24 protein-coding genes are annotated in these 25,313 nt (G+C 39.8%); 8 read left to right on the top strand and 16 right to left on the bottom strand.

Annotation, left to right across the window (positions count from 1 at the left end):
- Positions 1-4: 4 nt before the first annotated feature.
- The 8 genes from AACZ87_RS00930 to AACZ87_RS00895 form a co-directional block, all read right to left on the bottom strand.
- Positions 5-1,471, bottom strand: coding sequence for a cellulose synthase family protein (locus AACZ87_RS00930; protein WP_339863961.1), 1,467 nt, complete (start codon positions 1,469-1,471; stop codon positions 5-7).
- Positions 1,472-3,016 (bottom strand): 4Fe-4S binding protein, encoded by a 1,545-nt coding sequence (locus tag AACZ87_RS00925; RefSeq protein WP_339863959.1) that lies wholly within the window; start codon positions 3,014-3,016, stop codon positions 1,472-1,474.
- Positions 3,013-4,368 carry an FAD/NAD(P)-binding oxidoreductase gene (locus AACZ87_RS00920; protein WP_339863957.1) on the bottom strand — a complete coding sequence of 452 codons (1,356 nt, stop codon included), beginning with the start codon at positions 4,366-4,368 and terminating at the stop codon, positions 3,013-3,015. Before AACZ87_RS00920 ends, AACZ87_RS00925 begins: the two co-directional genes overlap by 4 nt.
- A gap of 51 nt (positions 4,369-4,419) precedes the next feature.
- On the bottom strand, positions 4,420-5,184 hold the full coding sequence (locus AACZ87_RS00915) for a DUF547 domain-containing protein (protein ID WP_339863956.1): 765 nt from the start codon (positions 5,182-5,184) through the stop codon (positions 4,420-4,422).
- An 89-nt stretch (positions 5,185-5,273) separates the two neighbouring features.
- Entirely contained in the window at positions 5,274-5,783 is a 510-nt protein-coding gene (locus AACZ87_RS00910; protein WP_339863954.1) for a rhodanese-like domain-containing protein, read from the bottom strand.
- Between the two features lie 36 nt (positions 5,784-5,819).
- Positions 5,820-6,533, bottom strand: a complete 714-nt coding sequence (locus tag AACZ87_RS00905) for a Crp/Fnr family transcriptional regulator (RefSeq protein ID WP_339863952.1) — start codon at positions 6,531-6,533, stop codon at positions 5,820-5,822.
- Positions 6,534-6,597: 64 nt separating this feature from the next.
- Positions 6,598-7,071, bottom strand: a complete 474-nt coding sequence (locus AACZ87_RS00900; protein ID WP_339863950.1) for a type I restriction enzyme HsdR N-terminal domain-containing protein — start codon at positions 7,069-7,071, stop codon at positions 6,598-6,600.
- 50 nt (positions 7,072-7,121) lie between these two features.
- Entirely contained in the window at positions 7,122-7,805 is a 684-nt protein-coding gene (locus AACZ87_RS00895; protein ID WP_339863948.1) for a helix-hairpin-helix domain-containing protein, read from the bottom strand.
- A gap of 197 nt (positions 7,806-8,002) precedes the next feature.
- Between AACZ87_RS00895 and hemA the strand changes: the two genes are divergently transcribed.
- Positions 8,003-9,268 carry a glutamyl-tRNA reductase gene (gene hemA, locus AACZ87_RS00890; protein WP_339864521.1) on the top strand — a complete coding sequence of 422 codons (1,266 nt, stop codon included), beginning with the start codon at positions 8,003-8,005 and terminating at the stop codon, positions 9,266-9,268.
- Between the two features lie 94 nt (positions 9,269-9,362).
- Positions 9,363-10,928 (top strand): WG repeat-containing protein, encoded by a 1,566-nt coding sequence (locus tag AACZ87_RS00885; protein ID WP_339863946.1) that lies wholly within the window; start codon positions 9,363-9,365, stop codon positions 10,926-10,928.
- Between the two features lie 10 nt (positions 10,929-10,938).
- On the opposite strand, the gene floA is transcribed toward AACZ87_RS00885, so the two are convergent.
- From floA to proS, 3 genes are all read right to left on the bottom strand, one after another.
- Complete coding sequence (floA, locus tag AACZ87_RS00880; protein WP_339863944.1) at positions 10,939-11,958, bottom strand: flotillin-like protein FloA; 1,020 nt, start codon at positions 11,956-11,958, stop codon at positions 10,939-10,941.
- A 1-nt stretch (position 11,959) separates the two neighbouring features.
- Positions 11,960-12,418, bottom strand: a complete 459-nt coding sequence (locus AACZ87_RS00875; RefSeq protein WP_339863942.1) for an NfeD family protein — start codon at positions 12,416-12,418, stop codon at positions 11,960-11,962.
- 98 nt (positions 12,419-12,516) lie between these two features.
- Complete coding sequence (gene proS / locus AACZ87_RS00870) at positions 12,517-13,998, bottom strand: proline--tRNA ligase (RefSeq protein WP_339863940.1); 1,482 nt, start codon at positions 13,996-13,998, stop codon at positions 12,517-12,519.
- Between the two features lie 123 nt (positions 13,999-14,121).
- On the opposite strand from proS, the gene AACZ87_RS00865 reads away from it, so the two are divergent.
- Complete coding sequence (locus tag AACZ87_RS00865) at positions 14,122-15,447, top strand: hypothetical protein (protein WP_339863938.1); 1,326 nt, start codon at positions 14,122-14,124, stop codon at positions 15,445-15,447.
- Positions 15,448-15,624: 177 nt separating this feature from the next.
- A complete protein-coding gene (locus AACZ87_RS00860) occupies positions 15,625-17,139 on the top strand; it encodes a long-chain fatty acid transporter (RefSeq protein WP_339863936.1) in 1,515 nt (504 codons plus the stop codon).
- Here the strand turns inward: AACZ87_RS00860 and AACZ87_RS00855 are convergent.
- The 3 genes from AACZ87_RS00855 to AACZ87_RS00845 are packed head-to-tail and all read right to left on the bottom strand — an operon-like array spanning position 17,129 to position 19,301.
- Positions 17,129-17,659 (bottom strand): shikimate kinase, encoded by a 531-nt coding sequence (locus AACZ87_RS00855; RefSeq protein WP_339863934.1) that lies wholly within the window; start codon positions 17,657-17,659, stop codon positions 17,129-17,131. The genes AACZ87_RS00860 and AACZ87_RS00855 overlap by 11 nt on opposite strands.
- Before the next feature lie 3 nt (positions 17,660-17,662).
- The gene (locus tag AACZ87_RS00850; RefSeq protein ID WP_339863932.1) at positions 17,663-18,763 is read right to left on the bottom strand and encodes a BT_3928 family protein; all 1,101 of its coding nucleotides are present in this window, start codon (positions 18,761-18,763) and stop codon (positions 17,663-17,665) included.
- A complete protein-coding gene (locus AACZ87_RS00845) occupies positions 18,756-19,301 on the bottom strand; it encodes a DUF1599 domain-containing protein (protein WP_339863930.1) in 546 nt (181 codons plus the stop codon). Before AACZ87_RS00845 ends, AACZ87_RS00850 begins: the two co-directional genes overlap by 8 nt.
- Before the next feature lie 14 nt (positions 19,302-19,315).
- Here AACZ87_RS00845 and folP point away from each other — a divergent pair, with 14 nt between their 5' ends.
- Together folP and cdaA are read left to right on the top strand one after the other, a co-directional pair.
- Positions 19,316-20,200 carry a dihydropteroate synthase gene (folP, locus tag AACZ87_RS00840; RefSeq protein WP_339863928.1) on the top strand — a complete coding sequence of 295 codons (885 nt, stop codon included), beginning with the start codon at positions 19,316-19,318 and terminating at the stop codon, positions 20,198-20,200.
- Entirely contained in the window at positions 20,197-21,078 is an 882-nt protein-coding gene (cdaA, locus tag AACZ87_RS00835) for a diadenylate cyclase CdaA (RefSeq protein ID WP_339863926.1), read from the top strand. Before folP ends, cdaA begins: the two co-directional genes overlap by 4 nt.
- Before the next feature lie 16 nt (positions 21,079-21,094).
- Here the strand turns inward: cdaA and AACZ87_RS00830 are convergent, their stop codons facing one another.
- A complete protein-coding gene (locus tag AACZ87_RS00830; protein WP_339863924.1) occupies positions 21,095-21,700 on the bottom strand; it encodes a helix-turn-helix domain-containing protein in 606 nt (201 codons plus the stop codon).
- Positions 21,701-22,032: 332 nt separating this feature from the next.
- Between AACZ87_RS00830 and AACZ87_RS00825 the strand changes: the two genes are divergently transcribed.
- Positions 22,033-22,755, top strand: coding sequence for a DUF5715 family protein (locus AACZ87_RS00825; protein ID WP_339863923.1), 723 nt, complete (start codon positions 22,033-22,035; stop codon positions 22,753-22,755).
- Between the two features lie 146 nt (positions 22,756-22,901).
- Here the strand turns inward: AACZ87_RS00825 and kbl are convergent, their stop codons facing one another.
- Entirely contained in the window at positions 22,902-24,098 is a 1,197-nt protein-coding gene (gene kbl / locus AACZ87_RS00820; protein ID WP_339863921.1) for a glycine C-acetyltransferase, read from the bottom strand.
- A 154-nt stretch (positions 24,099-24,252) separates the two neighbouring features.
- Between kbl and AACZ87_RS00815 the strand changes: the two genes are divergently transcribed.
- A complete protein-coding gene (locus AACZ87_RS00815) occupies positions 24,253-25,200 on the top strand; it encodes an NAD-dependent epimerase/dehydratase family protein (RefSeq protein WP_339863919.1) in 948 nt (315 codons plus the stop codon).
- The last annotated feature ends 113 nt before the right edge of the window (positions 25,201-25,313 follow it).

The following is a 25,313-nucleotide window of genomic DNA, read 5'->3' as shown; positions in this document are numbered from 1 at the left end:
GCTATTATTTGCCAAAACCGTAGGCTTTGAAAGAAGAAAAGAAAACTAGACCATAGCCTACCGAGAGCATCAGGTGAAAAGGCAACATCTCAAACGTGCCCCAATAAATATGGAGACCAACCATTACTGAGAAGACCAGCATTAAGATTCCTTCCATCCAGGTAGTTGCGGGAATTTTAAACTTGATATAGCGATTAGTTGCTAAGCCAGAACCACTTTCGAGATTGAATTTTGGTGTGCGGATAAAGGGTGATTTTTTTCCGGTAAGACCTTCCCAAACTGCCTGCGCATTGTGCAAAGCCAAGCCCATAGAAACTGAAAGAAATAATGGCAACATGTAAATGGCTTGAATCAGGCTTCTCCAAAAGCTACGTTTTTCATAGAAATAAGAAACCAAATAAACTCCAGCAATAATCACAAAACCTATCATGAATATACCCGCAAGTCTAAATAGATTGGCGGAAATCATTCCCAGCATTCCAGCCCACCACACACCAATACTACTCAAGCTGACCAGAAGAATAGCAATGAAAATACTGCTATTAAACAAATGAGCCATTGCATGAATCTTGATTCCAACTGGAAAATCTTGACTCAAAACTGCCTTTGCATGCTTTGAAGCACACTCAGCTCCTCCTTTGGTCCAGCGGAACTGCTGAGACTTAACGGCCGACATAATCGGAGGAAGCTCGGCAGGAGATTCGATTTCTGGTCGGTACACAAACTCCCAGCCTTTGCGCTGCGCGCGATAACTCAAATCTAAATCTTCTGTCAGTGTATCGTCTTGCCAGTCTCCTGCATCGATGATACAGGACTTCCGCCAAACACCTCCAGTACCATTAAAATTGATAAAGGCATGTTGGCTATTTCTCCCTATCTGCTCAATTAGAAAATGAGCGTCCAAAGCAAATGCCTGCAAGCGCGTTAATAGAGAATAATTTTTATTCAAATGTGTCCAGCGCGTCTGCACCATACCAACTTTATCTGAAGAGAAATAAGGAATAGTTTTCAACAAAAAATCGGGGTCAGGAACGAAATCCGCATCAAAAATCGCGATAAACTCACCGCTTGCTTTGGCGAGACCTTCCTTCAAAGCTCCCGCTTTAAAGCCGGTTCGATCAGTTCGATGGATGTATTTGAAATCGAGTTCTGGAAACTCGAGTATTTTCTTCTGAATTAACTCTGCTGTCTGATCCGTGCTGTCATCCAACACTTGAATCTCAAGCAACTTTGAAGGGTAATTCATTTTTGCAACTGCCTCTATCAAACGTTCCACAACATATAATTCGTTGTAAACAGGAAGTTGGATGGTGACTTTTGGCCAAGATACAGGGACAGGATGAGACACGTTCCCCATATACTTTTTTGAGCGAAGGAAGCTCAAAAGCAAATGCCCTTGAGCAAGGCTGTAAAGGAAAACAAACAGCATTCCCAGGGCATAAATCCCAATCAAAATATATAAGAAGATCATTTACGCATTTATCTTGATGGAATCATTTCCAATGATTATTGGCATTTCGTTGATTCTATTTTCTTCCGGACCGTTCTCTAACTTCAGCACTCCACGCGGGCAAACTGAAGAACAAACCCCGCATCCTACACAACTGGATCTCACGATTTCCTGTCCACGCTGCGCATACCAGCGGACATCAATTCCCATTTCGCAATGCGTTGAGCAATTTCCGCAGGATATACACTGACCACCATTGGTAGTGATTCTGAATCTGGATTTGAAACGTTGAACCAAGCCTAAATAGGCAGCCAGAGGACATCCAAATCTACACCAAACACGGTTACCCATGAATGGATAAAACCCTGTACCAACTACCCCGGCGAAGACTGAACCAATCGCGAAACCATAAAACGAATGTAATTGGTTCGTAGCGTTCCCCAATAGGGCAAACCCAGAAAAGTAATTAGCAATGGTCAAAGCAGTCATTACCACCGCCAAAACCAACACACTGTGGATTATTACCCGCTCATATTTCCATGCTTTTAGAGATTTATCGGAAAGCTGACGATAAGGATCGCCCACAGTTTCTGCTAATCCTCCACAGCCGCAAACCCAGGAGCAATACCATCTTTTACCAAAGAAATAAGTGAAAGTTGGTACGCCAATTACAATGAGTAAAATTCCCCAAATCAACATAAACATCCCTACTCCGCCAGAACTCAAAAAAGTATCAATCTGATAATCGTAGAAAAAATCGTAATCAAGCGGCCAGATATTTTTGAAATCGAAATAGGGTTGATTGAGTAAAACGAGGATTTCTGGGATTAGAAAAGCAAAGGCAGTCTGAAAGAACATCACTGAAGCAGTGCGTAGTTGTTGATATTTATTGCCTCGATACTTGCGGAACATCCGCACTCCCATCACAATGATTGCCAGCGTATAAATCGTGCCGTAAAGAAACCATTGGCTGGCGGGATTACCACTTAGGATCATGCTGAGTGGGGTTACCATCCAAACTTGGTTTACTATATAAGCTGGAAACCAATACAATATGATATAGAAAAGAATCAAATAAGCGCCAGTAATCTTTCCCATCCAGCCACGGTTTTTCATGGAAGAATGGAAAATCCCGTTGTTTTTGATTCCTGATGGTTCTCCTTGATACTTTGGTAAATTGTACATCAAGCCACCTAAAACCGCAAGTCCGATTGATAATCCTAAGAAAAGCCATGGATTATCCCTCACAGGGCTACTTAAAGAACTTTGCGCTAGAGGCAAACTATAATCGTCCCAGATCACTTCATCCCACTTGGATTCAGCTTTTAGAGCTTCATTATATTCATTAAAATTTTCATTGTAGGCAGAAAGAAATGAGAAATTGGATGAATAAGTCTCACTATACATAGGCGAAAGAATCTCAGCCATTTTCTTCTGATGAATATCCTTTGTATTGCCTAAAACTTGATCTTCAGTGAGTGTGTAATCTCCCAAAAAAGGCATCACAGTAAAGAACGCCAAGCCTACCAAAAACAATAGAACACCTAAACTTTGAATCACCTTCATACGCTTGCTCCGAATAGTTTTTGAATAAATGACTTTTTGGAAACTTTGACATTTCCTCCGAATTTGTCTTTAAAAACCTTTTGAATTTCTATATAATGAGGCGCGAAAAACTCAGGATCGAAATTGGCTTTATCAAGTTTGGAAATCACCTTATCTCCATCCCACTTTTCTCTAATAGCCTGATCAAAAAACTCATGTCTAAGTCTAAAACCGAAATTATTTACTCCCAATATCTTCCCATCCAAATCCATTAGCATTCTGAAAGAAACCTTCCCTCCTGCGTGCTCCCAATAAAAAGATTTTACATTTTCGGAATCCCATTTCGCAGGGACTGTGCCGTAGGTCTGGTATTCTATATCCAGAAATTTGGCTGAATTAAACCAAATTCCAGGCTGGTATGTGACTTTTTCACCTGCCAAAATGTAGCCCAATGTTTCTCCATGCATTCTGCCCGTGTACCAAACCTGCTCCACAGGCTTGCGGTCTGCAGCCGGAGCTTCATGGAACTCTGCGCAATCACCGATGGAATACACATTTGGAATGTTGGTTTGAAAGCCAAAATCGACTTTCACTCCTCGATTCACTTCCAGTTCTGTATTTCTAAGAAAGTCAATACTTGGAGTGACACCGGCAGTCAATCCAACAAACTGACATTGGATTTCTTCTCCTGATTTGGTTCTGATTGCTTTCACCCGGGCATTTGGATCAGAGATAATCTCGTCTAATTCCTCATTTAGTCTAAGATCAATATGATGCTCCCGAATATGCCGCCCAACCAATTCAGCTTCCTCCTTTGGAAGTATGTTATTCCAAAAGGAAGCTTCTCGCACCAGAAAAGTCACTGGTATTTTCTTGTAAGCCAGCATTTCTGCCATTTCAATACCGATCAATCCACCTCCTACGATTACCGCGCGTTCAACACCAGATTGGGTGTTTTCTTCCATCAGCTCCAAATCCTGCTTGGAATACAAACCCTGCACTCCCTGAAGATCCTCACCCGGCCAGCCAAATTTGTTAGGTTTAGAACCTGTAGCAATCACAAGCTCATCATAATTCAGGTTTTCACCAGATTTGAAATGTAGATTCTTAGCAGAGAAGTCTATTGATTTCACCCAAGCTTCTTTTAGCTCAATCCTATTTTTCTCCCAAAACCAATTCTCGTATGGCTGAGTGTGCTCAAATTTCATGTGTCCCATATACACATACATCAAGGCAGTTCTTGAGAAAAAGTACTTCGATTCACCTGAAATCACGGTAATCCTGACCGAATCATCGAGCTTCCTTAGCTGGCGAGCACAGGTAATTCCTGCTATTCCATTGCCTATGATGACCACATGGCGATTTGAACTCATTGGGTGGGGGTTGAAATAAGACTCAATTTGAAATTTACCAAAAACTTGGTTCTATTCGTTCAGATTCCAATCATAATCCAAATGTGACACTTTTGCATCTGGCTTAATTTTGACTTTACTATACTTATTCAAAAAGTCAATTAGGCTTCCATTCTTCGTGAAATCGCCTTTGAACCAAGAGAAAATTGAAGAAATCTGAATGGAATTTGGGGTGATTTTATTTCTGGAGGAGTCATTAATAAAACCTTTTGCCACCTTATCCAATTGGGCATCGATGGTCTCGGCTTCGAACGCTTCATTTAACAAAGGCGGACAGGAAACTGACGCGCAATTAATCGCAAAATGGATTCGAGGTTCTTCAAATTCCTTTCTCAAAATAGAATGCTCAATCTCGTCCAAGCTGGATTCCTGACCTCCTATTTTGAAAAACTTGTAGTGCCATACATCTTTGATCAGCGGGATTTTCAATGCTGGACCAAGGTCTTTTATACTTGCCACAGGATAATTATCCACGATCAACTTCACAGTAAAGCCATTGTATGCATTGATCCAATAAGCCAATTGCTCATTTTTTGACCATGTTTTACGATCCGGAGCATTTTCACTTAGGCTTTTCAAATAGGCCTCTAGCTTGGCTTTTTCTTTAATGAACCCTTTGTAATTTACTGTTCCATCAGCGCTGACATTTGCCTTTAGTAATTCATTCCAAGTTTTGTGGCTCGGAGGTGTGGTTGCTGCCATTCCTGGAACTGAACTTTGGCAACTTAGGAGGAAAATTGAAAGGAAAAGAATGAGATTTAGTCTGCTATTTTTCATCGGGTTGTGTTTAGGATGATTTACGATCCTAGTCAAAATAAAGATGTAATGAACTTGGAATTGGTCGTATACAAGACCAAAAATGGTAATTAATAAACCTTTTCACCCTTATTCAGCCAGATTCCCCAGGATTTGGAATAGGTATGCACTTGATTTGTCGGAGATCCTTCGTGGAAAATTGGTTTTTCTTCATTTGCCCATTCGATCAATCCTCCATAAAGATTATAAACCTGTTTAAAACCTGCTTCTTTTAGCTTTTTACCTATTTCCTGTGATCGCGCACCCACCGTGCAATAGACCAAAACCGGCTTATTTTTATCCAGTTTGGCCACATTTTTCATCGTAAAAGTATCATACCCAACCCAGTTTGCACCCTTCAGATGACTAACAGCAAATTCTACCTTTTCTCGGGTATCGAGGACTTGATACTTTGTCAAGTCAGTTACCTGATCTGGTTTTAAAACTGGAAAATCAGAATCATAAAGTGTAGAAAGAAGGGTTTTATAAGCAACTGATTGGGCATTTGCATCGGACGAAAGATGCACCAGCATCAACGCAATGATCAGAGAAAATACATTTCTAGAGAGAGTGGGATTCATACTTGTTCAACCCTAAAGTCCCTTGACATGTTCAACCTAAGCATAAAAATCCGAAAGCTTTACCAAGCCATCCTTATCCAAAATAATGATCTTCTTTCCTTTCAACTCAATAAGTTTATCCTTCTTGAATTCGGAGAGCAATCTAATCACAGACTCTGTCGCCGTACCAATTAAACTCGCAATCTCCTCCCTGCTCAACACCAAATCTATTTTCTGATGTTCTTCTCCATCCAACCCATAGGAATTGGCAAGTTGTAAAAGCAGGTAAGCCAGTCGCTCACGAATACTCTTTTGCGAAGCATCCACCAATTTCTCCTCCATCACACCAATCTCATGACTGAGGGCTTTCGTCAGTCTTTTAAAAAAAGGCCCACTGCTCAGAATGGTTTTTAGAAACGATTCCTTTGGGATAAAACAGATTTTAGCATCTTCAATTACAGTCGCAGAATTCGTGTAATTTACTTCCCCAAGCAAGGCCGTGTAGCCCAAAAGGCCGCCTTTCTTCACCAAACTAATAATCTGTTCCTTTCCATTTGAAGCAGTCTTAAAAACCTTGATCACGCCGGAATTCACACAATAAACCCCAAGCGGCTTGGCTCCTTCGTAATAAAGAACTTGCCCCTTCCGATGAGAAATCATGTTTTTATTGTCAGAAATAGTGCAGGCTTGCTCCTCCGTTAGTTCGGAAAACATGGAGAATTTCCGGCTGGCACAGAGATCACAAGGAAGAGAGGAAGAAGTCTTGGACATAATGAATGAGGGTGATAACCTGTGAAATCGAGAAAATCTCAGAGTCAAATTTACAACATCCGATTTAAACGGGAGGTTCGGGAAAACTTTTCTCCTGAGTAAACTTCTCCCGAACCGAGTCAAAGCTAAGACAAATGTGTTGCAGCCCATTAGTAATGACCAAAAAAGGGGTTTTCAATTCCTTATGATACATGCAGGCCTGCTCTATCGTTTTTTGAGTCAACTTCACTTTAGGAGCTTTGCACTCAATCAGCAAATAAGGATTCCCATTTTTATCCCAGACGACCAAATCAGTTCTTTTGATTAGCTTATTGTAAAGCAATCCTTTTTCAAGAGCCAAAAGCCCTTTGGGGAATTTCAATTGGTTGATTAGGAAATTGATCCAATGCTGGCGAACCCATTCTTCGGGAGTCAATACCAAATGCTTTTTGCGAAGCGAATCAAATATCCAAAGACGACCTTCCTTCTCTAGAAGTTGGGGTTCGAAATGGGGAAGATTTAGTTGGGGTAATTGGACTTGATCCAGATTAGAATCCATGGATCAAAGATGGGGAAAATCGCTCAGTTGGGAAAAGGAGAATTAAAGATCTATTCAAAATCCAGATAAGGAGAAAATTTATCTATCCATTCCTGCTTGAAAATTCTGATTTTCAAAAAATCATCAGAACTTTGATAGCTTCCATGTTGCTTTTTGTAGGCTATCAAAACCTTTGCTTCGGAATAGCTTACATACGGATGCTTTGCTAGTTCCTCCACTTCCACTTGATTGATTTTGACTTTTCTAAAAATAGTAGGAGTGAAATCAAAATATTCCCAGATGGCATCGATTGTTTCTGGCTTTAGTCCATACACTTCTAATAGCTGATTTTTACTATGAAGTCCACCCAGATTTTCCCTGAACTTCACTATCCTACTCGCTGTGCTTTGCCCAATGCCTGGCACTATCTGCAATAATACCGAGTCAGCTTCTGCAAAAGGGATACGATTGAGGTTTTCGAGCTGCTTCTCATTTGACCTCTTAATAATTGTATCCTGAGGATTGAAAACAGCAAAATGCGAACTAACTAGGAACACTCCAGCACTCTCGAGGCTATCAATAGTCGCCAAATACTGAACATGAAAGTTCTCGGCTTTTGATTTTCTTACTTCTTTTACTACAACTTTTGCCCCTACCAAAAGAAGCAAAAAAGGGATGAGCAAAACGAAACCTTTGGATTCCTGTCGGGAAAAGCCCAAGTATATTTTCAGCCAATAAAAAAATCTAGCTCTCATAGGTATTTCAAAAAAAATGATAGACGCTATCAATAAGACATAAGTTAATAGTATTTGATTAGTAAATCAATACCTGCTACCATTGCACTGTCAGATTGAAAATACTATTTAGACAAATTCCAAATTAAGAGATCCTTGCCCAAAATGGCACTTCTCGTGGCTTTGTCTGTTAAATTTGCAGTCCAAGCTTACCAATGATGCAAGTCAATTTTAGAGCACTCAGTTTATCCCACAAAAATGCCCCTGTTCAGATCAGAGAAATCATTTCTTTGGACGAAAAGGCAGTACATGGTATCTTACTGAAAATCAAAGACTTTTTCAACCTAAATGACGCATTGATACTTTCTACCTGCAATAGGACAGAAGTTTATTACACCCATGATCAAGACATTAGCATCGAGATAATTAAATTGATTGGCCTGGAAAAAGGACTAGTTGACATCGTTAATTACCTCGAGTACTTTGAGATCATCAATGATGACAAAGCCGCTATCCGGCATTTGTTTAGAGTTTCAATGGGTCTGGAGGCACAGGTAGTAGGTGACATTCAGATTTCCAACCAGGTCAAAAGAGCTTATCAGGCTTCTGCTGATCTGAATATGACTGGTCCTTTCTTGCATAGGTTGATGCATACGGTCTTTTTCACCAATAAGCGAATCGTCCAAGAAACTGCCTTCAGAGATGGAGCTGCTTCTTTGTCCTATGCTGCAATTGAACTCATAGAAAGCTTGACCTCAAATACCTTCGAGCCAAGAATTCTTTTGATCGGTGTCGGCGAAATCGGTGAAGATGTAGCCAAAAACATGGTTCATCTCCCATCTGCAAAAATCAAAATTACCAATAGGACTTTATCCAAAGCAGAACCTATTGCTGCAGAAATGGGCTTCGAAGTCGTTCCTTTTGAGAATTGTTTGGAAGCAATGGAAGAAGCTGACGTGATCGTTTCATCTATTCAACGTTCTGAGCCATTTATCACTAAGGAATTGGTGAAGAAATTCCAGATCAATAGCTACAAATTATTCGTAGACCTATCTGTACCGAGAAGTATAGAAACATCCGTTGAGGACGTTCCTGGCGTAATACTATATAATGTAGATAACATCAGAAGCAAAGCTTCGGAAACACTTGAGAAACGACTTGCCTCTGTTCCTAAGGTGGAAGAGATCATTGAAGAAACAATTAAGGAGTTTTTTGATTGGAAAAAAGAAATGATCGCTTCTCCTACTATCAATAAGCTCAAGCAGTCATTGGAGCAAATCCGTCAGGAGGAAATGGCGAGATTTATGAAAAATGCGGATAAAAAGGAATATGCGGTGATTGACAAAATCACAAAAAGCATGATGCAGAAGGTCCTTAAAGTGCCAGTGGTACAACTTCGTGCAGCTTGCCAGCGTGATCAAGCTGAGGAAATGATTCAAATCTTATCCGATCTGTTTGATCTAGAAAAAATTAAAACTGAGTAGCTTGCACTACAATCACTAATAAAAATGACCAAAGGATTGAATCAAACCTTTGGTCATTTTAACTTTAGGACCATTCCGAATAACCGATACCTAAATGCATAAAAATTTTACGCTACTCGTATGTTTACTTTCCACATTTTTTATTTCTGAGGCAGCTCATTCTCAATCCTGGGAGGTTTATAACACCAATATTCAACTTCAGTCACGCTTGATTTATGATGAGATAGAACTGCTAAGTGAGACTGTGAAAATTGGCAAAAAAGGGAGCGAACTTTCTTTGCTTTCCAATGATTTGAGGCCTGCCGTTTCTTTAGTAGGAACTGAAGTATATCAATATTTAGAGCCTTGGATTCTTGTCAAAGGGCCAAAAGGAATCGGAGCATTCCATGAATATGGACAGCAAGTTTTGCCATTGGAGTATGAAAAAATCCAGACCTATTTCAACATGCTTTTAGCAAGCAAAGGAAATGAGTATTGGTTGTTTGAGCGAGGAAACAACAGAACCACTTATTTAGGGGAATTGGATGAGGCAATAATCACCAAAACCGGCTTAATTATCACACGCAAAGGTAACGAGTACTCTTTGCCCTTATCATCAAACCCTGACAAGGCCTTCGAACTTCTCAAAGCAAATGATGGAGAATTTGTTTTAGCTAAAGAGGAAAGTGGGTTTGGCTTGATCAATAGAGAAGGTGATTATGTATTAGATCCAGTAATTGACACACTAGAGCACACCCATGGTAATTTTTATTACGGTTTTGATGAATCGCAGTATTTGTTAATCGAAGGAAATGACATCAAGTCCAACATCCGATACAATTCATTTCACAAAATCACATTCGAAAATGACATCATGCTGGAATACATTCATGGCAAACTTCGTCGAGTGATGGAGGATGATGGGATTTTGCTTGATGATGTGGGAATGACGAAAGTAGAGAAAATCGGCAAAGACTTGTACAACGTCTATTTTCGTGACAACAAAATGGGTTTACTTGGAAAAAAGGGCTGGTTGGTGCAGCCAATGCTTGAGGTAGAAGAAATTAAGCTGGGCAATGAAGGTCTCTTTGCGGCAAAATCTAACGGTGCATATGGTTTCGTGAATTCCACCGGAACTTGGGTCATCAAACCTCAGTATGTAGAAACAACAGTATTCTCGGAGAATATTGCGGCATATAAATCAAGCTTAAACTGGGGATTGATCAATTCCACCGGCGAGCTAATATCCGACCCGACATGGGAAGAGATCAAGCCTTTTCAGAAAGGATTTGCGATAGCAAAAGCAAATAGCAAATATTTCCTTTTGAACACTTTCGGCTCTCCAGTGAATACTAATGGCTTTGACGATATTTACCGAACGAATGACGGATATTACATGATAGAGCAGGCAGGTAAAACTGGGCTTCTCGACAGCGAAGGTACAGTTGTCATTCCTGCAGAGTTTGAAGCACTACGAAGAGAGCGAAAGAATTTCATTGTAGCTCAAAAAGATGGACTTACGGGTATCATAGATGAAGCTGGTAAAATCATCCTGCCATTGGCTTACGAAGAGATATTAGTTGATTTTGCTAATGGGCAGATTTTCACAAAAAGCAAATTTGTTCCCACGGTGATTCAAACCGTTGAAGAGACTAGTAAGAAAAATAAAAAAGGGGCCTAAGCCCCTTTTTTTATTTTTTCTCATTTTTCCCTTTGGAAGAATCTTTTGAATCCGTATCAGAATTAGCTATCGATTCCCGCATGGAGGTATCTGATTGTATATTTTCCATTTTGTAGTAATCCATCACGCCAAGTCTCCCAGATCGGAACGCCTCTGCCAAGGCTTTCGGAACTTCAGCTTCAGCTTCTACTACTTTCGCTCTCATTTCCACATTTCTAGCTTTCATCTCTTGTTCAAGTGCTACAGCCATCGCACGTCTTTCTTCTGCTCTTGCTTCAGCTACTTTCAAATCAGCAGAAGCCTGATCGATTTGAAGTTTCGCACCGATGTTTGTTCCCACGTCGATATCTGCGATATCAATTGACAGGATTTCAAATGCCGTTCCAGCGTCCAAACCTCTTTGAAGTACTAGCTTAGAAATTTTATCAGGATTTTCCAGTACGCTCTTATGAGTAGCAGCCGAACCGATGGAAGTAACGATGCCCTCACCTACTCTAGCAAGAATAGTTTCTTCTCCAGCACCACCGACCAATTGCGCGATGTTTGCACGTACGGTAACTCTTGCTTTGGCGATCAACTGAATACCATCTGCAGCTACAGCAGCAACATTAGGTGTATTGATCACTTTTGGATTAACAGAAATTTGAACTGCTTCAAACACATCTCTACCTGCCAAATCAATCGCTGTAGCTTGTTTGAAAGTCAAGTTGATATTTGCTTTATCCGCTGAGATCAGTGCTCTTATGACATTAGGGATATTACCTCCAGCCATGTAGTGTGTCTCCAGATCATTTGTTGTCAATTGTAACCCCGCTTTAGTTGCGGTGATCAGAGAATTTACGATAATACTAGGTGGTACTTTTCGGATTCTCATCCCTATTAACTCCCCTATTCCTACTCTTACATTCGAAAATTGAGCTGTAATCCAAAGATTTACAGGTACAAAATATAAGAAGATGAAAAGTAAGACGATTCCCGCCACTGCAGCGACAAGAATAAACATTGAACTTGATGGGTCTAGTGCCTCCATATTATTTAACTAAAATTGTATTGTTTTCGATTTTCATAATTGTCACAGTTGTTTCCACGGGAATAAAACCATTTTCGGACTTCACCTCATACACCACATCTCCAAAGCTAGCTTTCCCTATTGGTTTTAGATCTGAAGTGGTTTTACCTGGCATCCCTACTTGTAAGCTATCTGTTCGTCCGTCAAATGCTCCTCCTGTAATTGCAGACTTAAGAGAAAAGCGATCCCAAACTCCTGAACTAAAACCATACACGATGGCCACAAGGTTCAAAATAACTGCGACGGCAGTAATCCACCATGCAATAGCTGGTTCAAAACTCAAGAATGCATAGGCAACTCCTGCCAAACTAACAGCAAGTCCAAAAATCCCAACCACGGTTGTCCCAGGCACAAAAAGCACCTCAGCTAATAAAAGTATAAGGCCAATAATTAAAAGACTTGAAAGAACTAGTACGGTCATAAACTTTATTGAAAAGAATAGATGTCTAAAATACAAGTTTCCTTGTTACCCTTAACTAAATAAAACAAAAAAAGCCCGGATAATTCCGGGCTCGTAAATCAATATGCTTTTGCAAAGAGGACTCTTCCTTTGGAAGGTTTGCCCGAAAAGACACAGACTCCCTCCTCTTCTTGCCTATCCAAAGGAATACACCTGATAGTTGCTTTAGTGAGATCCTTGATTTTCTCTTCCGTCTCAGCAGTGCCGTCCCAATGAGCAGACAAGAACCCTGTTTTCCCATTTAAAACTTCCTTGAATTCTTCCCATGAATTAACTTCAGTTGTCTTCTGAGCTCTGAATTCAAACGCTTTGGAATAAATACTTGATTGAATTTCATCAAGCATGGATGTGACCTTTTCCGAGATTGGCTGAGATGCTAATTCAAATTGCTCTTTTGTTAGTGTATCTCTTCTGGCAATTTCAATAGTGCCATTTTCCAAATCTCTAGGACCGATAGCAATTCTCAAAGGAACACCTTTCAATTCATGCTCTGCAAATTTGAACCCTGGCTTATATGTATCTCGTTTATCATATTTCACCGAAACTCCAACTTTGCGCAGCTCAGCCATGATATCATTTGCCTTCTCGCTAATCGCGTCAAATTCTTCGTCTTTTCTGTAAATAGGAATAATTACCACTTGGATCGGAGCAAGTTTTGGAGGTAGCACCAATCCATTATCATCTGAGTGAGCCATGATCAAGGCTCCCATCAATCGTGTGCTGACACCCCAAGAAGTACCCCATACATATTCCAGACCGCCTTCTTTGGAAGCGAATTTGACATCAAAAGCTTTGGCGAAATTTTGCCCTAGAAAATGAGACGTACCTGCCTGAAGAGCCTTTCCGTCCTGCATCAATGCTTCAATACATAAGGTATCATCTGCACCTGCAAAACGCTCACTCTCAGTTTTCCGCCCTCTCACTACTGGCAACGCCATAAAGTCTTCCGCAAACTGAGCGTAGACGTTCATCATTTGAAATGTCTCTGCTTCAGCTTCCTTTTTGGTAGCATGAGCAGTATGCCCTTCCTGCCAAAGAAATTCTGTAGTGCGAAGAAAAAGTCTTGTTCTCATTTCCCAACGAACGACATTAGCCCATTGATTCACAAGAAGAGGAAGATCTCTGTAAGATTGAATCCAGTTTTTGTACGTACTCCATATGACAGTTTCTGAAGTAGGACGAACGATTAACTCTTCTTCCAACTTAGCCTCAGGATCTACAATTACCCCACTACCATCCTCGGCATTTTTGAGTCTATAATGCGTAACTACAGCACATTCCTTAGCAAAACCTTCAACATGGCTGGCTTCCTTGCTCAAGTAAGATTTTGGGATAAAAAGTGGGAAATAAGCGTTTGAATGGCCAGTTTCCTTGAACATACGATCAAGCTCAGCTTGCATTTTCTCCCAAATAGAATAGCCATAAGGTTTGATCACCATGCAGCCTCTTACAGCTGAATTTTCCGCCAAATCGGCTTTTTTCACTAATTCATTGTACCAAAGCGAATAATCCTCGCTTCTCTTAGGTAGTCCTTTACTCATTGTGGTTGGTTGAGATACAGATTATAGTTAATTTTGCTTAACTTATGCGGGGCAAATATAAAGTAAAAAGTATAACCCTTCACCCAGGTGCTCGTATAAGAAAGTAACAATTAAACTTCTACTATGAAGAATTCCTTAATCAAAACATCATCATTTATCCTCGGAGCAGCTGTTCTGGCATCTTGTAGCACAAACAAATTAGCTACTACAGATACTTCAGACAATTTGTATTTCATGGCGTCGGATGCTAAAGTAGCAACCGAATATGCTGTGCAAAACAATACTTCAGGACAATTCCAAACACTATCTACTTCTGAAACTGTTCCTCAGGAAAGTTTCAGTTCTAGAAACGTAAACCCTGACTACATCGCAAGATATCAGGCGGAAGAAAACACAGAACAAGATGATATTGTATACTTTGATGAAGCTACAGGAGAAGAAAGCAATGTAGATATTGATGCATACAATAACTATAGTGTAGGGAACTCAGGAATAAACTCCAATTTTTCATCTTCCATGGCTTTCAATATGGGAATGATGTACGGAATGAGCCCATGGGGTATGGGAGGATTTTATAATCCTTACATGGGCATGGGATATGGCTTCAGACCAGGTTTTAACCTAAGCATTGGCTTCGGTTTCGGTTTTGGAAATCCTTTCTATTCTCCAATGTATGGATATGGAGGTTTTTATGATCCTTTCAGACCTATGTATGGAATGGGTGGATATGGTTATGGCTACGGATATCCTGGATATTATCCTCCATTATACCCTAGTAATCCAATATATATTCTTCCAGGTGGTGAATATGGAGATCGTAGAGTAGTGAGAGGAGCAAGACCAACAAGAGGATCATCTCTTGCAGCTTCTACTATGGGTAGAAATGCTTCTAACGTAGCACTTCAGCCAAGTACAGCTAGAGCACAAGCTAGAAGAGATGTACTAAATAATAATTCAGCTCCTTCAAGGAGATCGATATCAAATTCTGACAATTCTAGAGTTTCAGCTAGAGACTTTAGTTCTTCACAGAATGACTATTATAATTCTAGAAGTAGAACAAGCAGTGCTAGAAATGTTAATTCTGCGGCCATGGATAGACCTGTTTCTAGAACGAGAAGTGCTATGCCATCAGCTAGACCAAGTGTCAATTCTACGAATACAAGATCAATCAATACAGGGCGAAGTGGATCGGTAAGATCATCTTACCCAACCAATACAAGATCATCAAGTCCTTCTTATAATAGAAGTAATGTTCCTTCAAGAACTTCTTCTCCATCCTATAACAGAAGTAATACAAATACAAGGACTGTTGCACCTACTAGAACTACTACACCAACTAGAAGCACTATGCCGACTATGAGCTCACCGAGTAGAAGTTCTGGTGGTTCTACTGGAGGAGCCACAAGAACTAGCTCGGGTACTTCATCAAGAGGCGGGAGAGGAAATTAATTTTTGATTCAAAATATTTAGAAATAAGGCAGTGGAATCACTGCCTTATTTATTTCTGACTACTGTAGCTAGGTTAAGAGATTCTTTTAATTGAGAATTTTTAGTAGAAGAAAACAAAAATTAGTAACAATTCTATCCCAACTTCACGTTTATAAACTACACTCAAATCAAATCTAAATGAGAATATCCATTCTGGTTTTATCACTATGTTTAATTTCAGCATCCTCCCTATTTGCACAGAGCGGATATTATGAAGATGCTTACCGATTCAGTCAAGTTCGCCAAGCTGGCTCAGCTCGAATAATGGGCGTCGGAGGGACCCAATGGTCTTTAGGTGGTGATGTATCTAATATTGCTGGCAATCCTGCAGGCCTAGGCTTTTTTAGATCTTCAGAAGCTAGTGTAACCATTGGTTATACAGATTGGGGAGTAGAAACAAGTTATTTGGGGCAAAGTAAAAGTTATAACACCACAAATTTCTCCTTACCTAACGCGAGCTTTGTAATGGCAAACCCAAAAAGTGAATTTGACAGGGGAGCTTTCAAGGGCGGATCATTTGGTATTAGTATTCAGAGAATTGCTAATTTCAACACTGAATATGGTTATTTCTCTGATATAGAAGGAGAAACATCCATTATGGATTTCTATGTACAAGATGCGACTGGCTTCCCTATAGAACAGCTTTCAGGTCTTACAAATCTTGCATATTACACTTATCAAATCAATCCCGCATACAATTCTAACGGACAAGAAATCCAAGGTCAGTATTTACCAATCAATGGTTTAGAATACGCGCCATTTCAAGACGAAAACATAACTCAAGAAGGTACATCTAACCAAATCACCTTTGCTTACGGAGCCAATTTCAACTATAAGTTTTTCGTGGGAGGTTCTGTAGGTGTACGTACATTGAACTTCGCCTCATTCAAACTTTATCAAGAAGAGTTTAATACCTCTGCTCCTTTAAAAAATTCTTCATTAGGAGAGACTTTACGGGTAAATGGAGGAGGAGTAAACCTCAACATAGGTCTAATATATAAGCCAGTAGATTACTTAAACCTAGGGTTTACGCTTGAGACACCTACCTGGTATACCTTGAATGACGAATACTCTGCAGATATGTACGCTAATTACAGTGGATATGTCTATAACCCCACAGATGACATTGAAGAGGTTTTGGGAGAATATCAAGAATTCACAGATATTTTCCTGAGTTCATACAACTTGAACACACCATTAAAAATTGGCGGTGGAGCAACCGTATTTTTAGGGAAAAACGGATTTATTTCTGCTGATGTAGATTGGTTAGATTATAGTGCAGCAAGTATCAAATCGCGAGATTTTGATGAAGGACCTGATAATTTGGAAATCAAAAATCTCTATACAAGTACAATCAACTTCCGTTTTGGAGCTGAATATAAATTTAACATGTTCAGGATTAGAGGCGGATATGGCTATTATGGAGACCCAATTGCGAATTCAGATTTTGACAGAAGCACACAACAAATCAGCGGTGGTCTAGGAGTCAAAATCAAAAAATTATCTGTGGACTTTGCTCTGGTAAACTCAAAATTCAATACACTTTACAGCAGCTATCAAGTACTGGATAACCAAAATAACAATGTAGGTCCTGTCACTGAAGTAAAAAACAACCAGATCAATGGCGTATTAACTTTAGGCCTTAGCTTTTAATCAAACGTATCAATTCAGAAACCAAAAGCTCAGCAGAGAAGTCTTCTCCGCTGAGCTTTATTTTTGCCTGTCGATAGAAGTAATCCCTGTCGACCAGCAAGCTTTTTAATTTCAAGGTAATTTCTCCTTGATCTAGTCCTGAAAACATCGGCCTATTATGTACTTTGGCCAAACCCAATCTCATTGATATCTCTTCCAGAGGAACATCAAGGTATACAGAAACAGCCTTATCATTGATCAGATCCATATTATCATTGAAGCAGGGACAACCACCACCTGAGGCGAGGACAAAAGAATCATTACGGTTTAAAAAATCTTGTAACACTTCAGTTTCCCATTCCCGAAATTTCCCTTCTCCATATTTTGTGAAAATAGCAGGGATTTTCAATTGAAAGCGCTCTTCAATTAGCTGATCTAGGTCGTAGAACGGGAACTCAAGAACAGTGGCCAACTGCCTTCCAAAGGTGCTTTTTCCAGAACCTGGCAAACCTACTAACACTATTTTCAATTCTTTCCCCATCTCCTATTTCATGAATAAATCCAAAACTTCGACAGCTTCTGGGGTATTGTTATGATGGTATTTAGCAAGCACAGTTCCATCCTTTATCACTAATATCCCTGGATTGGATCGAATCATAGTTTTCACCACGGTCGCATCTGCCTGCAATGAAAGGACGTCCCATCCTCTGGACTGTGTGAATTTCTGAATTTCTTCTTGAGATGCTGCTGCTACAAAAACTGGCTGAACCGGTGATCCTGAAAGTGATTTCACTAATTGATCAAGTTGATCTTGGTTTGAATCACTCATTTTAGCCATATTACTAACCAGAATTAATACCTTATTTCCAGTAAAAACTTCTTCTGAGAAATCTCCTTCATCGTTCCAGACTGCGAAGTCAGAAATTTTTGGAAGAGCATCTGGATTCTTCAAATTCATTTCTACAAATTCCAAACTTTCGTCTGAAGGATATTGGTCAAAAGTCATCAATTCTCCATCCTTCTTCATGACATAGGTATACTGCAATGGAGCAGATGGTTGCATATTGGTGGGGATACTTACTCCCACTTTATAGGCTCTGAAATCAATGAAAGGGAGATTTCTAACTGCTACTATCGCTAGAACAAAGGATAATATAAGTGAGACCTGCACCACTATTTTTGCCCACTTTGGAGAGTTTCTTGGCAAATCATCCTTGAACAAAAACAAAATCCCGATCAGTACAACTAGAATTAAATCCTTGTAAAATGATTGCCATGGTGTCAATTTGATTGCGTCTCCAAAACACCCACAGTCAGTTACTCTATTGAAATACGCGGAGTAAAACGTAAGAAATGTGAAAAATAAAATCATCAATGTCAGGGCCCAAACGGTGAATTTGCTTCGAACACCAAGGATCAGCATGATTCCTAAAACCACTTCTACCACCACTAAAAAAATCCCCAATTCCAAAGCAATAGGCTTTAGATATTCAAAAAAACCTGCTATATCATTGGAAAATACATCGAAATACTCCTCCAATTTGATCGCGGTACCTACAGGATCATTTACTTTAATCAACCCAGAAAAAACGAAAAGGCTTCCGACAATGAATCGAATCACCCATAAAAACCCTTGCTTAAACATGATAGTCCAATTTAATTAAACAAAATACAGCATAATTGATCATATCTTGATAGTTAGCCTCAATACCCTCAGACACCAACGTTTGACCCTGATTATCCTCTATCTGTTTGGTTCGAAGTAGTTTCATTAAAATTATATCGGTCATAGAACTTACACGCATTTCGCGCCAAGCCTCACCGTAATCGTGATTTTTATTCTCCAAAAGACCACGTGTTTCACTTACCCAATGGTCGTAGGCAGGCTCCAATTCCTCGAAAGGAATTTCCATTCGCTCGTCTTTAACGTAGCTAATTTGAAGCAAGGCAATCAGGCAATAATTAATTATCCCTACGAAATCATCTTCAATCGGATCATTTACCTTTTGACTTCCCTTTTCTTGAATTGAACGAATTCTTTGAGCTTTTATAAAAATCTGATCTGTGATAGATGATAAGCGAAAAATTCTCCAAGCTGTACCATAATCTATAGTCTTCTTACGAAATAGTTCTTTACAACGGCTGATAACTTCCTTATATTCGTTACTCGTTTGCGTCTCCAAAGTCTCTTAGTTTAATGTTTCCTATACCGGGCAAGTCTTCCAAAATCGAAGATAAATCATTTCCCCAAAAAAACACCCTTCAAATAGATGGTCGGCTAATCAGTTGGGAAAGACCACAGCTGATGGGCATAGTCAATCTGACCCCTGATTCGTTTTTTGAAGGAAGCAGAGCAGAAAAATCTCTCGATAAAGTAGCTAAATTAGTCAGATCACATATTTCTTATGGCGCTAGTATTCTGGATCTTGGGGGCTATAGCTCGAGACCAGGCGCTGCGGAAGTAAGCCTTCAGGAAGAACTTGATAGAGTGATTCCGGCGGTAAAATGGATTTCATCCAATTATCCTGACATTTTAATTTCAGTTGATACTTTTCGGGCAAAAGTAGCTGAAAAGGCAATAAAGTCAGGAGCTCATATCGTAAATGATATTTCGGCAGGTGTCTTGGATGAGGAGATGATTCGAACCGTGGCAGAGTTACAAGTACCCTACATCGCTATGCATATGCGAGGAAATCCTCAAAACATGCAGAAAAAAACGAATTATTCAGATATTTTAGGAGAATTATTGTATTATTTCGCTGAAAAACTGGAACAATTCAGAAAGTTTGGCATCAAAGATGTAATAATTGATCCTGGGTTTGGATTTGCTAAAACCATCGATCAAAATTATTTCTTACTGCGTAACCTTCAGCAGTTTCAATCACTTGCTTCACCTCTACTGGTAGGTATTTCGAGAAAATCGATGATTTCAAAAGCCTTGAGTGTAGAACCAAATGAAGCATTGAATGGTACCACCGCATTAAATATGTTTGCGTTATGTCATGGCGCAAACATACTAAGAGTACATGACGTTAAAGAAGCTAACGAAACATTAAAATTATTCAACACTTTATACCCTTGACTTTACTTTTCAAAATAGGATTTTTAGATATTTCCATCGTTAATATCATTGATATTGCGTTGGTGGCCGCCCTATTGTATCAAGTGTATAAACTGCTTAAAGGAAGTGTTGCAATTAAGATTTTTCTAGGATTCCTATCTATCTATTTAATTTACCTTTTGGTCAGGGCGCTTAGAATGGAGCTCTTGTCTGCCATTTTAGGGCAATTCATGGGAGTTGGTGTAATCGCTGCTATCATTATTTTCGCTCCGGAAATCAGAAAATTTCTCTTGTTGATTGGTAGATCCTCACTCCTCTCAGATGATAATGTTTGGAAGGAAATGCTTTTTTTCTGGAGAAAAAAAGACAATTCTCTATTTAATATCAGTCCTATCATTGATGCTTCCAAAACTCTTGCGGGTAGCAATACCGGTGCACTGATGGTAATCTCGAAAAGTACTGAACTGAAGTTCTACGCTGAAAGTGGAGATATTCTAGACGCAGAATTATCAAAAAGACTTTTGATCTCAATTTTCAACAAATACAGTCCTCTTCATGATGGGGCTGTAATCATCCACAACGGTAAAATCAAAGCCGCTCGCTGCATCCTGCCCGTTACAGAGCGTGAAGTTCCAGCACAATTTGGGCTTCGCCACCGCGCGGCTATAGGCATGTCCGAGACCACTGATGCGATTGTTTTAATTGTCTCAGAAGAAACTGGTCAGTTATCCATGTCAAAAAATGGAAAAATCCTGCATAACATGTCTTTCCAGGAAATCAGGGAGACAATCAATGATTACCTGAATAATCTGGATGTAGATTCCCGCTTTGAAGATATCGAGGAATATGAATTGAAAAAGCGAAGAAAGCTCGCAATGACTAGTAAATCAGCATCATAGCAAAAACTAACTTCTCTCATTTTAAGAAGTTGATTTTGGGGAGATACTTTACTTTTAAACCCTTGTTGATTCTGTAAGTATTCAGAGAGATCATAAAGATTTCAAGTAAGTATATAAAAAAGATGCCGCCAACTCTGACATATAAATAATTATAGACTAGAGCAGGGCTTACATCACCATTTCCAGAAAAGTTAAAAAACCCCATTAACCAACTACAAAAGGTAGTCCATAAGTAATAGACTAAAGCCCAAGTAAGCTGGAAATTCACCAAGCTTCGTCCCAATTCACTGACACCAGCAATTTTATCCTTCCGACTCATCCAGAGTATTAGTGGCAAAACAACACCAAGAAGTGGTAGGACTATAAAAATCAAACCTGACAAATTCATTCCTAGCAAATATCCCTTATCCTCTGTCTGAGTCCAATCCATTACCTCATCAGGACTCAATCCAAAAATTTGAAATAATCGTTTCACAGTGTCCATCCTAGGTACTGCCTCAGCATTCTCCATTCTTTGAACTGTTCGCAAACTAACTCCGGCAGATTCTGCCAGTTCATCTTGTGAATATCCATTCTTTAACCGAAGAGTTTTCAATTTTACGCCAAGAGCTTTACTATCCATTTTCTTGTTCATTTAGTAGAATTCAAATGTAGTTTTGTGGCTTCACAATACTAGCGACTAGGATACGTCATTCTTACGTCATTTGTGTCATACCACCTAGAAGCTTCTTAAGCTACCGTTCATAAATCCAAAAGTCCTCAAAAAAATTAATTCTGGGATTTATTTCATAAAAAAGTCAAGTTATCGTTTCTAATAAATGAGAGTCAAAATCACTTTTCTCAAAACTATATCAAAATAAGTTTTCACCCCGAATTAACTATGGATTAATCTTTGCTTCGCTCGAGACTAAGTTAATAAGCAAGATCTGAAAATATCAAGCACCACATTTACCAATGAAAAAAATCCCTTTCTTCCAAATTGCTTCCTTATTTATACTTTTTTCAGCAGGCGCTTGGGCAACGCAAGCCTATATGCCAGAATTAAAACAGCAACTTAAAGAAACCTATTCAACCTTAACTAGCACTCCTAAACCAAAAAAACCGGCTGAAAATCCCGAGCCAATAGAAGTTGAATTGCCTCTACCAAGGATTATTCCTCCCATACCAGAAGGCATTATCACCAAGGAATATGACAAACATCTCTTCGCTGGAGAAAACAATGGCTTTGGTGTAATAGAAAATGAAAGTCACTTCAATAAACTCATCGAAGAGGGAAAACTCATACTAATAAATGAAGGGAATGGATACGAAGTAATGAAACTTACCCATAGCCATCCTTACATTACCCCATATTCAAAGGTAGTTCTGGAAGAACTCGGAATAGCTTTTCAAACATTGACAGATAAGGAAAGTACCTTCACACTCACATCGGTAACGCGTACTCCGGAACAGCAAAAAAGCCTCAGAAGAAGAAATTCAAATGCAACTTCCGGCGAGAGCTCTCATTCTTATGGAGTCTCTTTTGACATCTCCTACATTAGATTTAACGGAAAGAAAAATTGGAATAGAAGCAAACAGAAAAAGCTTGAGAAGATCCTAAATGAATTTCAGGACGCAGGCAAAATTCTTTTTATAAAAGAAAGAAAACAGAGCTGTTACCACGTGACCGTGAGATAACTGATTCTAGACTAAAGAAGGAAGGCCAAACCCAATTTTACTTTTGGTCAGAAAAAATCATCAAAAAAGCCGGGAACCTCTATTGAATCCCGGCTTTGATATTTCTGAGGTATACTTACCTCCTACCTGCATTATCAGGCAAAAACTTACTCTATTACACCTAATTCTTTTCCAACTTCCGTAAATGCTGCAATCGCCTGATCCAAATGCGCTTTGTCATGTCCTGCAGATATTTGGACACGGATCCTAGCCTGTCCCTTAGGAACTACCGGGTAGTAAAAACCAATGACATAAATCCCCTTCTCCAAGACTTTTTCGGCCATTTTTTGCGAAAGAACAGCATCGTAAAGCATAATCGGCACGATAGCATGCTCACCTGGTTTGATATCAAATCCAGCAGCAGTCATTTTCTCACGGAAGTACTTCGTATTCTCTTCCAGTTTATCTCTCAATTCAGTGGTCTCAGAAAGTAGGTCAAAAACTGCTATTGAAGCACCTGTGATAGATGGCGCCAGGGTATTGGAAAACAAATATGGTCTGGATCGCTGACGTAGCAGTTCCACAATCTCCTTCCTTCCTGAAGTAAATCCTCCAGAAGCGCCACCCAAAGCTTTTCCTAACGTACCGGTGATGATATCAATTTTGCCCATCACTCCGCAATGCTCATGCACACCACGGCCAGTTTTACCCATAAAACCTGTGGAATGACATTCATCCGTCATCACCAAAGCCTCATACTTTTCAGCCAACTCCACGATCTTGTCCAACTGGGCAATAGTGCCATCCATAGAGAAAACTCCATCAGTAACTATGATTTTCTGCTTAGCTCCCTTTGCAACAGCGTCCTTCAGCTGAGCTTCCAGATCCGCCATATCGTTATGCTGATATCGGAATCGCATGGCCTTGCATAGACGAACCCCATCGATGATCGAAGCATGGTTCAAAGCATCAGAAATAATTGCATCTTCAGGGCCCAATATCGGCTCGAATACTCCCCCATTTGCATCAAAAGCAGCGGCATACAGAATGGTATCCTCCGTGCCCAAGAATTCTGAAATCTTCTTTTCCAGCTCCTTGTGAATATCCTGTGTACCGCAAATGAATCGCACGGATGACATTCCAAAACCGTGTGAATCAATCGCAGCCTTTGCCGCTTCGATCACTTTGGGATGAGAAGAAAGTCCCAGATAATTGTTAGCACAGAAGTTCAAAACTTTCTGACCTCCAGCGATAGTGATTTCTGCAGATTGTGGAGAGGTGATGACACGCTCTTTTTTGAAAAGACCTGCTTCCTCTAATCCCTTAAGTTCCTCTTGCAATTTGGGTCTGAACTGATCGTACATGATAGCTAGTTGATTTTATGTTATTCAAAAACGTCTGATTCCTTTGGTCAAAAATCCTGCTCAGGAAGCAGTTTTTTCTTAGTTTTGCAGTCGCAAACCCAAATATAAACAAAAACCTAGAGCTCCTCTTAGGTTGATTTTCAAAGAAAGATTAATGGAAAAAATCCTTGTAATAGGCGCCGCAGGACAGTTGGGTTCAGAACTCACTCGTTCTCTGGCAGATCAGTTTGGTGCAGAAAAGGTAATCGCTACAGACCTCAATGAATCAGCAAAAGTTAAATTTGATTTTTGCCGCTTTCAGGTTCTCGATGTGATGGACAAGGAAGGTTTGAGAAATCTGGTCAAGAATGAAAAAATTACTCAGATTTATCATTTGGCAGCAGTTCTTTCAGCCGTTGGTGAGAAAAAACCCCTTTTCGCCTGGGAACTGAACATGGAAAGTTTGCTACATGTTCTTGAACTTGCCAAAGAATTCAAGCTTAATAAAGTTTATTGGCCATCGTCTATTGCAGTCTTTGGACCGAATACTCCAAAAATCAACACGCCTCAATACTGCGTAAAAGAGCCAAACACTGTGTATGGTATTTCTAAGCAAGCTGGGGAAAGATGGTGTGAATACTACTTTCAGAAGTTTAATGTGGACGTGCGCAGCCTACGCTATCCAGGTTTGATTGGCTATAAATCTCTTCCGGGAGGTGGTACTACGGATTACGCAGTTGACATCTATCATAAAGCTTTGGCAGGTGAGAAATTCGATTGCTTCCTGCGAGCAGACAGTTCTTTACCGATGATGTATATGCCAGATGCGATCAAGGCAACACTGGATCTAATGAATGCTCCCCGTGAATCCGTAAAAATCCGCTCTAGCTATAACCTGGCTGCGATGAATTTTACTCCTAAAGAGAGCTACGAGAGTATTCTTAAACATATTCCAGACTTCAAAATTGAATATAACCCTGATTTCCGTCAAGCAATCGCCGATAGCTGGCCGGATAGTATTGACGATTCCTGCGCCAGAAAAGATTGGGGCTGGCAACACGACTATGACCTGGACGCTATGACCAAGGACATTTTGGAGAATCTTCCAAACTTCAAATTTTAATATCAACACCCTGCTTCTCAAAAAGCAGGGTATTTTTTTATAACCACTTTGTGTGCAGAGTTTAGATGGTTCAGAGGCCACACTATAATGCCCCCCTTCTACCTCTGAAAATT

Origin of the sequence: uncultured Algoriphagus sp. (assembly GCF_963974365.1) — a bacterium.
Taxonomy (GTDB): domain Bacteria; phylum Bacteroidota; class Bacteroidia; order Cytophagales; family Cyclobacteriaceae; genus Algoriphagus.
Note: the sequence above shows the minus strand (reverse complement) of the source record. Positions and strands in the feature narration are given on the sequence as shown.

Coding starts and splice junctions, on each gene's coding strand:
- AACZ87_RS00885 (WP_339863946.1), top strand. CDS start 9,363: ATGCATAAAAATTTTACGCTACTCGTATGTTTACTTTCCACATTTTTT.
- hemA (WP_339864521.1), top strand. CDS start 8,003: ATGCAAGTCAATTTTAGAGCACTCAGTTTATCCCACAAAAATGCCCCT.
- kbl (WP_339863921.1), bottom strand. CDS start 24,098: ATGTACGATCAGTTCAGACCCAAATTGCAAGAGGAACTTAAGGGATTA.
- AACZ87_RS00865 (WP_339863938.1), top strand. CDS start 14,122: ATGAAGAATTCCTTAATCAAAACATCATCATTTATCCTCGGAGCAGCT.
- AACZ87_RS00875 (WP_339863942.1), bottom strand. CDS start 12,418: ATGACCGTACTAGTTCTTTCAAGTCTTTTAATTATTGGCCTTATACTT.
- AACZ87_RS00895 (WP_339863948.1), bottom strand. CDS start 7,805: ATGAGAGCTAGATTTTTTTATTGGCTGAAAATATACTTGGGCTTTTCC.
- AACZ87_RS00930 (WP_339863961.1), bottom strand. CDS start 1,471: ATGATCTTCTTATATATTTTGATTGGGATTTATGCCCTGGGAATGCTG.
- AACZ87_RS00830 (WP_339863924.1), bottom strand. CDS start 21,700: ATGGATAGTAAAGCTCTTGGCGTAAAATTGAAAACTCTTCGGTTAAAG.
- AACZ87_RS00905 (WP_339863952.1), bottom strand. CDS start 6,533: ATGTCCAAGACTTCTTCCTCTCTTCCTTGTGATCTCTGTGCCAGCCGG.
- floA (WP_339863944.1), bottom strand. CDS start 11,958: ATGGAGGCACTAGACCCATCAAGTTCAATGTTTATTCTTGTCGCTGCA.
- AACZ87_RS00815 (WP_339863919.1), top strand. CDS start 24,253: ATGGAAAAAATCCTTGTAATAGGCGCCGCAGGACAGTTGGGTTCAGAA.
- proS (WP_339863940.1), bottom strand. CDS start 13,998: ATGAGTAAAGGACTACCTAAGAGAAGCGAGGATTATTCGCTTTGGTAC.
- AACZ87_RS00920 (WP_339863957.1), bottom strand. CDS start 4,368: ATGAGTTCAAATCGCCATGTGGTCATCATAGGCAATGGAATAGCAGGA.
- AACZ87_RS00915 (WP_339863956.1), bottom strand. CDS start 5,184: ATGAAAAATAGCAGACTAAATCTCATTCTTTTCCTTTCAATTTTCCTC.
- AACZ87_RS00850 (WP_339863932.1), bottom strand. CDS start 18,763: ATGTTTAAGCAAGGGTTTTTATGGGTGATTCGATTCATTGTCGGAAGC.
- AACZ87_RS00860 (WP_339863936.1), top strand. CDS start 15,625: ATGAGAATATCCATTCTGGTTTTATCACTATGTTTAATTTCAGCATCC.
- AACZ87_RS00925 (WP_339863959.1), bottom strand. CDS start 3,016: ATGAAGGTGATTCAAAGTTTAGGTGTTCTATTGTTTTTGGTAGGCTTG.
- AACZ87_RS00825 (WP_339863923.1), top strand. CDS start 22,033: ATGAAAAAAATCCCTTTCTTCCAAATTGCTTCCTTATTTATACTTTTT.
- AACZ87_RS00910 (WP_339863954.1), bottom strand. CDS start 5,783: ATGAATCCCACTCTCTCTAGAAATGTATTTTCTCTGATCATTGCGTTG.
- AACZ87_RS00855 (WP_339863934.1), bottom strand. CDS start 17,659: ATGGGGAAAGAATTGAAAATAGTGTTAGTAGGTTTGCCAGGTTCTGGA.
- AACZ87_RS00900 (WP_339863950.1), bottom strand. CDS start 7,071: ATGGATTCTAATCTGGATCAAGTCCAATTACCCCAACTAAATCTTCCC.
- folP (WP_339863928.1), top strand. CDS start 19,316: ATGTTTCCTATACCGGGCAAGTCTTCCAAAATCGAAGATAAATCATTT.